Here is a 10,882-nt window from a genome sequence, read left to right as displayed (position 1 = left end):
GCCGGCTTCCAGGCCGCCGACCCGAGGATGCTGGCCGAACTCGGGGTGTCCAAGGTCGTCACCCTCACTTCGACCTACGACCATCGGATCATCCAAGGCGCGGAGTCCGGCGAGTTCCTCGCCCGCGTGCACCGCTACCTGCTGGGCGAGGACGGCTTCTACGAGGACGTGTTCCGTTCCATGCAGGTTCCCTACGAGCCGGTGCGTTGGCGCAACGACGTCAACCCGGTGGACCGGGAGCGGGCCCGCCTGGAGAAGCAGGTCCACGTCCAGAGCCTGATCAACATCTATCGGGTGCGAGGTCACCTGATCGCCGACCTGGATCCGCTGGCGGTCAAGGAACCGCATATGCATGCGGAGCTGGACCCGGCGACCTACGGACTCACCATCTGGGACCTGGACCGCGAGTTCCTCACCGATGGACTGGCCAACCGCGAGGTGATGACCCTTGGGGACATCCTCGGAATCCTGCGCGATGCGTACTGCCGGACGGTCGGCGTCGAGTACATGCACATCCAGGACCCGGATCAGAAGCATTGGATCCAGCGCCAGGTGGAGGGGGTTCACACCGAGCTGGGACCCGAGGAGCAGCGCCACGTCCTCGAGCGGCTCAACGATGCCGAGGCCTTCGAGCGCTTCTTGCACACCAAGTACGTGGGCCAGAAGCGCTTCGGGCTGGAGGGCGGTGAGTCGGCCATCCCCCTGCTCGACGCCCTGCTCGACGAAGCGGCCAAGCGAGGCCAGTCCGAGGCGGTCTTGGGCATGGCCCACCGGGGCCGGCTCAACGTGCTGGCCAACATCATCGGCAAGTCGTACGCCGAGCTGTTCCGGGAGTTCGAGGGGGACATCGACCCCGAGACGGTGCAGGGCTCAGGCGACGTCAAGTACCACAAGGGGGCCAGCGGGAAGTTCGTCGGCCTCTCGGGCGTCGAGCTGCCGGTGACGATGGCGTCGAACCCGTCCCACCTCGAAGCGGTGGACCCGGTCGTGGAGGGGATGGCCCGGGCCCGCCAGGACCAGCACGACGATCCCGCCAGCTTCCCGGTGCTCTCGGTGCTGGTGCACGGTGACGCCGCCTTCGCCGGCCAGGGGGTGGTGGCCGAGACCCTGAACCTCTCGCAGCTGCGCGGCTACCGCACGGGCGGGACCGTGCACGTCGTGATCAACAACCAGCTCGGGTTCACCACCTCCCCGGAGGCGGCCCGCTCGTCCGTGTATCCCACCGACGTCGCCAAGATGATCCAGGCGCCGATCATCCACGTCAACGGGGACGACCCCGAGGCGTGCGCGCGGGTGGCCCGGCTGGCGGTGGGCTTCCGCCAGGCGTTCCACAAGGACGTGGTCATCGACATGGTGTGCTACCGCCGCTACGGCCACAACGAGGGGGACGAGCCCAGCTACACCCAGCCGCGCATGTACGAGAAGATCGATCAGCACCGATCGGTCCGCAAGCTCTACACCGAGACCCTGGTGCGGCGGGGCGACATCACGATGGAGGAGGCCGAGAAGGCCCTCGACGACTTCGGGTCCCGGCTCCAGGCCGCCCTCGACGAGACCCGGTCGTCGGCTCCCCCGCGCCCGACCGCGCTCCCGCCGCGGACCGCCCACCCCAAGCCGCTGCCCCCGGTGGCCACCGGTGTCGACCGCGCCCTCCTCGACCGGGTGGCGGCGGCGGTGACCGCGGCTCCCGAGGGCTTCACCGTCCACCCCAAGCTGGCCCGCCAGCTGGTGGCCCGCGCTCAGCTCTACGCCGGCGGGGAGGTCGACTGGTCGATGGGGGAGGCCCTGGCCATCGGCTCGCTGCTCATCGAGGGCTACGACGTGCGGCTGTCCGGCCAGGACACCCGCCGGGGCACGTTCAGCCAGCGCCACTCCGTCCTCGTCGACTACCGCACCGGCGCCGAGCACGTCCCCCTGGCCAACCTCCCTGCCGAGAACGGGAGGCACGGCCGGTTCTTCGTGTACGACTCGCTGCTGAGCGAGTACGCCGCCCTGGGGTTCGAGTACGGGTACTCGGTGGTCCAGAAGGACGCTCTGGTGGCGTGGGAGGCGCAGTTCGGGGACTTCATCAACGGCGCCCAGATCGTGATCGACCAGTTCGTCGTCGCCGCCGAGGACAAGTGGGGCCAGACCTCGGGCCTGGTGCTGCTGTTGCCCCACGGCTACGAGGGCCAGGGGCCCGAGCACTCGTCGGCGCGGCTGGAGCGGTTCCTCACCCTGGCGGCGGGCGGGAACATCTGCGTCGTGTGCCCGACGACGGCGGCCCAGTACTTCCACGTGCTCCGGGCCCAGGTCCACCGCCAGGCCAAGGCCCCCCTGGTCGTGATGACCCCGAAGTCGCTGCTCCGGGCCCGCCAGTCGCGATCGGGAGTCGAGGAGCTGTCCGGAGGCTCGTTCGCCGTGGTGCTCGACGACGCGTCGGTCTCGGATCCCCAGACCGTGCGCAGAGTGATCTTGTGCTCGGGCAAGATCGCATTCGAGGTCATGCAGCGGCGGGACCAGTCCGACCAGGACGCCACAACGGCCGTCGTGCGGGTCGAGCAGCTGTACCCGTGGCCGGAGGACGAGATCGCCCACGTCCTGCAGCGCTACCCGTCAGCGTCGGATGTCGTGTGGTTGCAGGAGGAGCCCGAGAACATGGGGGCGTGGACCTTCGTGCACGGTCGCCTGCACCGGCTCCTCCGTGACGACTACGCCCTCACCCACGTGAGCAGGCCCGAGTCGGCCAGCCCGGCGGTGGGCGTGAGCGCGCTCCACCAGCTCGAAGCCGACGACCTGATGCGCCGCGCGCTCGGGCTGCCCGCGGCCTGACCGGCCCCTCCCTGATCCCCCGCCCTCAGCGCACGGGGAACCCGACCACCGCCTCCAGCTCGGCCAGCGCCACGTCGGGATCGTCGACCTTGATCGTGTGCATCCCGAGCGCCCGAGCCGGCTTCAGGTTGACCCCGAGGTCGTCCAGGAACACGGCCTCGGGCGGGGCGATCTCCAGCAGGTCGCACGCGATCTCGTAGAACCGGGGATCGGGCTTGCGCACCCCGACCTTGCTCGACTCGACCACGACGTCGAAGAGGTCGAGCACCCCGAGGCGGTCGTCCCGATCCCGGTTCCGGCCACCGCCTGACGCGTCGCTCACAAAGTTGTTGGTGAGACAGGCGGTCTTGAGCCGGGTCCGGCAGGTCCGGACCGCTTCCACCATGGCGGGACGGAGCTCACCGCCCAGCAGGGCCATGACGTCACGGGCGTCGAGGGAGCCGCCCGCGGCCTCGGCCTCCTTCTCGAACAGCTCGCAGAACTCGTCGAAGCCGACGTCCCCCCGTTCGAGATGGGCCCAGGCATTGGCATCGGGATTGGTCGCGTTCAGCCCGCGGATGAATCCGGGCGCGAGCCCGTGGGCCTGCTCGTAGCGGGCGAAGGCCTCGAACGGGCTGCTCAGGATCACCCCTCCGAAGTCGAACAGGGCCGCCCGGATCACCGCCGCCCCGGGGTCACGACAAGAAGTCCCGGGCCAGCGCCTCCCACAGCCCGACCGAGAGATCCAGGGACTCGACGTCGACCCGCTCGTCGTCCCCGTGGAACATCGAGCTGTACTGCTCGAAGGACATGCGCTGGCTGAACAGGCCGAAGCCGTAGGAGGTGGCGCCGAGCCGCCGGAAGAACCGGGCGTCGGTGGCGCCGACCATGAAGAACGGCACCACCTGGCTGTCGGGATAGAAGCCCGACACCACCCGGCTGATCGAGTCCCAGAGTGGCGTGTCGGCGGGGGAGGTCGAGGCCGGGTCGTCGGCCAGGCTCTCCACCTCGACCGAACCGGCCAGGTCCCCGAGAGCCTCATCGAGCATGGCCCGGACGTCCGCCGCCGTCTGGCCCGGAAGGGTGCGGATGTCGACCTCGAGCTCGACCCGGTCGGGGATCACGTTGGTCTTGGTGCCGGCGTGCATGATCGTGGGGGCGAAGGTCGTGTGGGTGCAGGCGTGCGCCTGCCGGGCCAGGCCCAGCATCGGCAGCGACTCGCACACCTCCATCACCCGATCGGGGTCGACCAGCCCCTCGGCGAGGTCGGCCGGCAGCCCCAGCGCCTCCACGAAGCGCCGCCACGCCTCCTCGATCCGGGCGCGGGGCCGGTAGGCGTCGATGCGCTTTACCACCTCGGCCGCCTTGACCAGGGCATTGTCGGTCCGCAGGGGCTGAGAGGCATGGCCGGGCGTTCCCCTCACGACGATCCGGCACCAGAACGCGCCCTTCTCCCCGACGATGAGCGGGAGCCGCAGCCCGCCGGGCGTGGGGACCGGTATGCCGCCGGACTCGGTGATCACGTAGTCGGCGCGCACCACGTCGGGATGCCGGCTGGTGAGGAAGGCGGCTCCGTGGGTCCCGAGCGCCTCTTCGTCCGCCACCGCCAGATAGACGAGGCTGCCCCGGGGGCGGAAACCCGAGTCGGCCAGGTGGCGGTACGCCACCGCCATCGAGGCGGTGAGGTTGAGCATGTCGACGGCGCCGCGGCCCCAGACCTCTCCCCCGACGAGCTCCCCCCCGAACGGGTCCCGCTGCCAGCTCTCCTCGGTGACCGGAACGACGTCGGTATGACCCATGAGCAAGAGGGTGGGCGCCGACGGATCAGTGCCCTCGATGCGCGCCACGAGGGACTCGCGGCCGGGTAGGGCCTCGAACGTCTCGACGTCCAGGCCACCCCCACCGAGATAGGAGCGCAGTGTCCCGACGCTGGCCGCCTCGTGGCCGGAGCCGGCGGTCCCGTCGTTGACACAGCGGTTGCGGATGAGCTGCTGGAGCAGCTCGACGACCTCCCCGCTGCCTCCCACGGCAGCCAATGGTAGGGGAGGCCAGTCACCCACCTCGCCGGAGGTGGGTGCTTGACTACCCGGAGCATGTCGTTCAGCCACGTCGTCGTCGACGGCTCCAACATCGCCACCGAGGGCCGTTCGACCCCGAGCCTGGCTCAGCTCGACGAAGCGGTTCGGGAGTTCCGCTCCGAGCACCCCGACGCGGAGATCACCGTCGTGGTCGACGCGACCTTCGGCCACCGCATCGACCCGTCCGAACGGTCGGCCTTCGACGAGGCCCAGGCCCACGGGGAGGCGGTCTCCCCCCCTGCCGGGGCCATCGGCCGGGGGGACGCCTTCCTCCTGCGGATCGCCGACCGGTCGGGGGCCACCGTCCTCTCCAACGACTCCTTCCAGGAGTTCCACGGCGAGTACGAGTGGTTGTTCACCAAGGGCCGGCTGATCGGAGGCAAGCCGGTGCCCGGGGTCGGCTGGATCTTCACGCCCCGCAACCCCGTCCGGGGCCCCAAGAGCCGGGAGTCGGTCCGGGAGGCCCGCCGGTCCCGGGTGCGGGTGGGGTCGAAGGAGGCGTCCCGGCCCATGCCCGTGCCCAAGGCCCCGCCGCCCCGCCCCTCGTCCGGGCGGGGGAAGTCGGCGGTCTCGGACGCCATCGCCGCCGCCACCGAGGAAGCGGTGTCCCCGAAGCCGAGCGGGAGCTCCCGCCGGCGCCGCCGCCGGAGCAGCCCGCCGGCCGAGGCGGTGAACGACCCGCTCACCTTCATCCAGTTCATCGCCGAGCATCCGCTCGGCAGCCAGGTCGAAGGGGACGTGGAGAGCTTCGCGTCACACGGCGCGTTCGTCTCCGTCGGTGGAGCCCGCTGCTACATCCCGCTGTCCGCCATGGGTGAACCGCCGCCCCGGGCCGCGCGCGAGGCCCTCGAACGGGGATCCCGGCGCACCTTCGTCCTCCAGGCCCTCGATGCTCAGCGCCGGGGGATCGAGCTGGCTCTGCCCGGCTTCGAGCACGTCTCGGGGCGTCCGCAGCAGGAGACGGTAGAGGCCGAGATCGCGGTGACCACCGGCAAGAAGTCGGGTGCCGAGGTGCCGGTCGGCGACAGGTCCGCCGACAGGAAGGGTGCGGCCAGGAAGTCGGCCGGCGACAAGTCCGTCGCCAAGAAGGCCACGCCCCGGAAGTCGGCCGCCCAGAAGACGGCGCCGGCCAGGAAGGCCGCGGCCGGCACCACGTCGGCCAAGACGGCCGCGGCCAAGGCGACGGTCCCGAAGAAGACGGCCGCCAGGAAGACGGCCGCCAAGAAGACGGCTACCAAGGCGGCGGCGGCCAAGAAGACCCCTGCCAAGGCCCCGGCCGCGAAGAAGACGGCGACAGGGCAGAAGACGACGGCGTCCCGGACGTCCAAGGCGGCCAAGAAGACGGTGGCGACGAAGGCCCCTGCCGCCAAGAAGACCACCGCCAAGAGGGCGGCTTCTGCCAAGGCGCCGGCCAGGACCACGACGGCCCGGAAGCCCGCGGCGGCCAAGAAGACGGGGGCGGAGAAAAAGCCGGCGGCCCCGACCAGGGCCGCCAAGACCGCGACCGCAACCAAGAAGGCCGCGGCCAAGAAGAGCCCTGCCAGGAGAGCCGCCGCCAAGGACTAGAACAGCGGTATGGCCGGCCCCTGGCGGGCGGAGGGCACCCTCCGTATCGCGACCTGGAACGTGAACTCTCTGCGCGCCCGGCTCCCTCGGGTCGAGGAATGGCTCGCCTACGCGGCTCCGGACGTGCTGTGCATGCAGGAGACCAAGATCGGTGACGCCGCCTTCCCGGTCATGGCCTTCCAGTCGCTCGGCTACGAGACCGCCTTCCATGGGGGAGCGGGGCGCTGGAACGGCGTGGCCATCGCCAGCCGGGTGGGTCTCGACGACGTGATGGCGGGCTTCGACGACGATCCCGAGGCCGAGTCACGGTCCATCGGCGCCACCTGCGCCGGGGTGAGGGTGTGGTCGGTGTACGTCCCCAACGGCCGGTCGGTGGGGAGCGAGCACTACGAGGCCAAGTTGGAGTGGCTCGGACGGCTCCACGACCACCTCCTCCGCAGCTGCGACCCCGGTTCCGAGCTGGTCGTCTGCGGCGACTTCAACGTGGCCCGTGAGGACCGGGACGTGTACGACCCGGCGAAGTACGTCGGTGCCACCCACGTCAGCGAACCCGAGCGCAAGGCCGTCGACCGGCTCCTGGACTGGGGGCTCGAGGACGTCTTCCGCAGGTGCCGGCCCGAGGACCGGCTGTTCACCTGGTGGGACTACCGCGCCGGGGACTTCCACGAGCACCGCGGGATGCGGATCGATCTCGTGCTGGCCACGCGCAGCCTGGCCGACCGGGCCGTCCTGGCTCTGATCGACCGCAGCGCCCGCAAGGGCAAGCTTCCCTCTGACCACGCTCCGATGTTCATCGACTTCGCCCGGTAGAGACTGCTCCGGCGCCTCGGGGAGCGATCAGGCCAGCTGGCGGCGCAGCTTGGCCAGGCCCGAGCCCATCACGTCGAGGGCCCGGGCCGGCGGGAGGCCGGTCGTGGCCTGGATCTGCTCGAAGGACCGGGCACCCCGGCCGTCGAGGCCGAACCGGGCGGTGATCACCTGGCGCTCCATGGCGTCGAGGCAGCCGATCAGCCGGCGACCCGAGGTGCGCAGCGACAGCAGGTCCTCGTCGACCGAGTCGGCCGGGTCGACCACGTCGGCATCGCCGTCGGGGTAGGGCCAACCGTCCTCGGACGGCCACACGAAGGTGCCCACCAGACCGTTTTCGCGCTCCCGGGCCGGAGAGTCAACGGCCTAGACGGCCGGGTGCTCGGCCAGCAGGGCCAGCAGGTCCGGCCCGTAGCGCGAGACCTTGACCGGTCCCACCCCGGGGAGCCCCAGCAGCTGCTCGGGGGTCCGGGGCCGGGCCGCCGCCACGGCGGCGAGGGTCGAGTCGTGGAAGATCACGTAGGCGGGCACCCCGGAGGCCCGGGCCACCCCCGCCCGCCACTTCCGCAGGGCGGTCATGACCGCGGGGTCGGCGTCGGCCGCGATCTCCTCGGCCGGCCGGCGGGGCACCCGCTCGAGGCGGGCCCGGGCGGCCCGGATGCCGGCGCCGGAGCGGACCGGCCGGGCCCCTCCGGCCATCTCGGCGCACGCCGCCTCGATGGGGTCGAGGAAGGGCGAGGCCGTCCGGGTCATCGGCTTGGCGCCGAAGCTCCGGCGCTGGGCCCACGTGCACACCAGCCGCTCGGCGGCCCGTGTGACCGCCACGTAGAGCAGGCGGCGCTCCTCGGCCTCGGCCGCCGGGCCGCTGGCGCGCCCGATCGGCACCAGCCCCCGCTCGAGGCCCACCAGGAACACGACCGGCCATTCCAGGCCCTTGGCCCGGTGGAAGGTGGCCAGGGTGACGGCGTCGGCGCGCCGGCCGTCCCCGCTGTCTGCCATCGACGCCGTCAGCCACGCCCGGAAGCCCGACGCGCTGGGAGCGGGGTCCATGGCGGCGTACTCCCGGCCCAGCTCCACCAGGTGAGCCAGCTGCAGTCGCCGCTGCTCCACCGCCGACCCGTCGGCGGGACCGTCGGCGCGACCGTCCTCGGCATCCGGTGTCGACGCCGCCGTCGATACGCCCAGGTCGGCCAAGGACGAACCGAAGTCCGAACCCGGGGGAGCGGCACCGAGCGCCTGCAGTGCGTCCCGGATCTCGGGCTGGTTCAGGAAGCCCGCACCCCCTGCCACCCGGTACGGGACCTGGGCGGCCCGGAGGGCCCGCTCGATCTGAGGCAGCTGGGCGTTGGTGCGGGCCAGAACGGCGAGGTCCGACCACGCCGCTCCCGGCCGGCGGGCCTGGCGGACCAGCCGGGCCACGCCCTGGGCCTCCTTCTCCTCGGTGGGAAAGCTGCGGATCTCCGGCACGGGGCCGTCGGGCCGGTTGGGCCGCAGGGCCGGGCCGCCGAGGACGGCAGCGGCGACGCCGAGGACCTGGGGTGAGGACCGGTAGTTCTCCTCCAGGCTCACGACCTCCGCCCCCGGGAAGACCTCGGGGAAGCGGGTGAGCAGGGTCGGATCGGCCCCGTTCCACGAGTAGATGGCCTGGCGCGGGTCGCCAACCACGCACAGGTCCACCGAGTCACCGAGCCAGGCCGACAGGAGCCGGTACTGGGCCGGATTGACGTCCTGGAACTCGTCCACGAACAGGTGCCGGAACCGCCAGCGCTGGGCGGCGGCGAAGGCGGGATCGGTCTCGACCGCATCCGCACACAGGGCCAGGAGATCGTCGAAGTCGACCAGGCCCCGCCGGCGCTTCTCCTCCTCGTAGCGGGCGTAGAGGGCGGCCATGGCGGACGGGGGAAGGGGGGGACGCCGGCCCGCCCCCTCGGCCTCGGCCGCGTAGTCGTCCGGAGCGACCATCCGGGCCTTGGCCCACTCGATCTCGCCCGCGGCGTCGGCGGGCTGGACAGCGGCGCCACCGACCCCCGCCCGGTTGCGCGGCAGCAGCTGGGCCAGGACGCGGACCTTGCGGTCGAGGAGGGCCGGTGGCGGCCGCCCCTCGTCGGCCCACCGCCGGCGCAGCTGGGCGTAGGCGACGGCGTGGAAGGTCCCGGCGGCCACCTGGTCCCGGATGCCGAGCACCCGCAGGCGTCCGGCCAGCTCCCCGGCCGCCTTGCGGGTGAAGGTCAGGGCCAGGACGTGGGCGGCCTGGGCGTCTCCCGTGGCCAGGCGCCAGGCGATCCGCCTGGTGAGGACCCGGGTCTTGCCCGATCCGGCCCCGGCCAGGACGCACAGAGGCGAGGCGGTGCTGGTGACAGCGGCGCGCTGCGCGGGATCGAGGCCGTCGAGGAGGTCCACCGGGCGAACGTAACGATCCGGTGTGACGCACCGGTGGATCCCCGCCGGGTGGGCTCAGGGGGCCAGGAGGGCCTCGGCCACCCGCCCGAGGCCGACCACCCGACTCGCCTTCACGAGCACGGCCGCCTCCCCGCCGAGGGGGCCCAGCTCAGCGAGGGCGGCGATGGCCGCGGCGGGGTCGGCCGCCGTCCAGGAGACGCCGTAGGCGCCGGTGCCCACGGCCAGGACCTCTATGTCCAGGGACGCCGCCAGCTCGGCCAGCCGGCGGTGCTCCCCCGGGCCCTCGGGGCCCAGCTCCGCCATCACCCCGAGGACCGCCACCCGGCGGCGCGCCGGCAGCCGGGCCAGGGCCCGCAGCCCGGCCTCGAGGGACACGGGGTTGGAGTTGTAGGAGTCGTCGAGCACCACCAGCCCCGATGGGGCGCGCCGCAGGTCCATCCGGGAGGGCGAGCGTCGGGCCGACGCCAACCCGGCCGCCACCTCCTCCAGGGAGACGCCTGCAGCCAGGGCGGCGCCCGCCGCGGCCAGGGCGTTGCCGACGTTGTGCTCGCCGCGCACGGGCAGCTGGACCGGGACCGTGCCCCAGGGCGTGCGGAGGCGGAACGAGGGGCGCAGGTCGTCGTCCATGTGGACCCCCTCGGCCCCCACGTCGGCGCCGACGCCCGGGTCGTGGGCGAAGGTCAGGACCGTGGCGTCGGTCAGCACCCGCATCTGCAGCACCCGCGGGTCGGCGGCGTTGAGGACCGCCGTGCCCGTCGCCGGGAGCGCGGCGACCAACTCGGACTTGGCCTTGGCGACCTCGTCGACCGACCCGAACATCTCGGTGTGGGCGGCGGCGACCACCGTGACCACACCGATGGCGGGGGCGGCGATATCGCAGAGCAGCGCGACGTGGCCCGGTCCCCGCGCCCCCATCTCGATCACCAGCGCCTCGGTGTCGGCCGGGGCGTTGGCCAGGGTCAGGGGCACGCCGAGCTCGTTGTTGAACGACCGGGCGCTGGCCCAGGTGCGGAAGCGGGCGCCGAGCGCCCCGGCCGTCAGGTCCTTGACCGTCGTCTTCCCGACCGATCCGGTCACCCCGACGACCCGGTCGGGGAGGTGCCGGCGGGCCGCCCGCCCGACGTCCAGGAGCGCTGCCGCCGTGTCGGCGACCTCGATCCACGGCAGGCGGGGGGCGAGCGGGCCCCGGGCGGACAGGTAGGCGCCGGCACCGGCGGCCACGGCGCCGGCGACGAAATCGT

8 protein-coding genes are annotated in these 10,882 nt (G+C 72.5%); 3 read left to right on the top strand and 5 right to left on the bottom strand.

What is annotated here, in order from left to right:
- A partial coding sequence (locus VFW24_03510) for a multifunctional oxoglutarate decarboxylase/oxoglutarate dehydrogenase thiamine pyrophosphate-binding subunit/dihydrolipoyllysine-residue succinyltransferase subunit (GenBank protein HEX5265817.1) occupies positions 1 to 2,811 on the top strand: 2,811 nt, incomplete at its 5' end.
- A 25-nt stretch (positions 2,812 to 2,836) separates the two neighbouring features.
- On the opposite strand, the gene VFW24_03505 is transcribed toward VFW24_03510, so the two are convergent.
- Both VFW24_03505 and VFW24_03500 read right to left on the bottom strand, forming a co-directional pair.
- A complete protein-coding gene (locus VFW24_03505; GenBank protein ID HEX5265816.1) occupies positions 2,837 to 3,472 on the bottom strand; it encodes an HAD-IA family hydrolase in 636 nt (211 codons plus the stop codon).
- Between the two features lie 13 nt (positions 3,473 to 3,485).
- Positions 3,486 to 4,817, bottom strand: coding sequence for a M20/M25/M40 family metallo-hydrolase (locus VFW24_03500; GenBank protein HEX5265815.1), 1,332 nt, complete (start codon positions 4,815 to 4,817; stop codon positions 3,486 to 3,488).
- Between the two features lie 66 nt (positions 4,818 to 4,883).
- Here VFW24_03500 and VFW24_03495 point away from each other — a divergent pair, with 66 nt between their 5' ends.
- Both VFW24_03495 and VFW24_03490 read left to right on the top strand, forming a co-directional pair.
- Complete coding sequence (locus tag VFW24_03495) at positions 4,884 to 6,434, top strand: hypothetical protein (protein HEX5265814.1); 1,551 nt, start codon at positions 4,884 to 4,886, stop codon at positions 6,432 to 6,434.
- A 9-nt stretch (positions 6,435 to 6,443) separates the two neighbouring features.
- Positions 6,444 to 7,244, top strand: coding sequence for an exodeoxyribonuclease III (locus VFW24_03490; protein HEX5265813.1), 801 nt, complete (start codon positions 6,444 to 6,446; stop codon positions 7,242 to 7,244).
- Between the two features lie 27 nt (positions 7,245 to 7,271).
- On the opposite strand, the gene VFW24_03485 is transcribed toward VFW24_03490, so the two are convergent.
- The 3 genes from VFW24_03485 to murF form a co-directional block, all read right to left on the bottom strand.
- Positions 7,272 to 7,568, bottom strand: coding sequence for a hypothetical protein (locus tag VFW24_03485; GenBank protein HEX5265812.1), 297 nt, complete (start codon positions 7,566 to 7,568; stop codon positions 7,272 to 7,274).
- A gap of 39 nt (positions 7,569 to 7,607) precedes the next feature.
- The gene (locus VFW24_03480) at positions 7,608 to 9,641 is read right to left on the bottom strand and encodes an ATP-dependent DNA helicase UvrD2 (protein ID HEX5265811.1); all 2,034 of its coding nucleotides are present in this window, start codon (positions 9,639 to 9,641) and stop codon (positions 7,608 to 7,610) included.
- A gap of 54 nt (positions 9,642 to 9,695) precedes the next feature.
- Positions 9,696 to 10,882, bottom strand: a 1,187-nt coding sequence (gene murF / locus VFW24_03475; protein ID HEX5265810.1) for a UDP-N-acetylmuramoyl-tripeptide--D-alanyl-D-alanine ligase, incomplete at its 5' end; no start/stop codon positions are given.

It is taken from the genome of Acidimicrobiales bacterium (assembly GCA_036273495.1).
Taxonomy (GTDB): domain Bacteria; phylum Actinomycetota; class Acidimicrobiia; order Acidimicrobiales; family JAJPHE01; genus DASSEU01.
This window is presented reverse-complemented; position numbering and strand designations above follow the sequence as displayed.

What these genes read in the sequence shown, in the direction of transcription:
- VFW24_03490 (HEX5265813.1), top strand. Translation starts at nt 6,444, where the DNA reads ATGGCCGGCCCCTGGCGGGCGGAGGGCACCCTCCGTATCGCGACCTGG.
- VFW24_03495 (HEX5265814.1), top strand. Translation starts at nt 4,884, where the DNA reads ATGTCGTTCAGCCACGTCGTCGTCGACGGCTCCAACATCGCCACCGAG.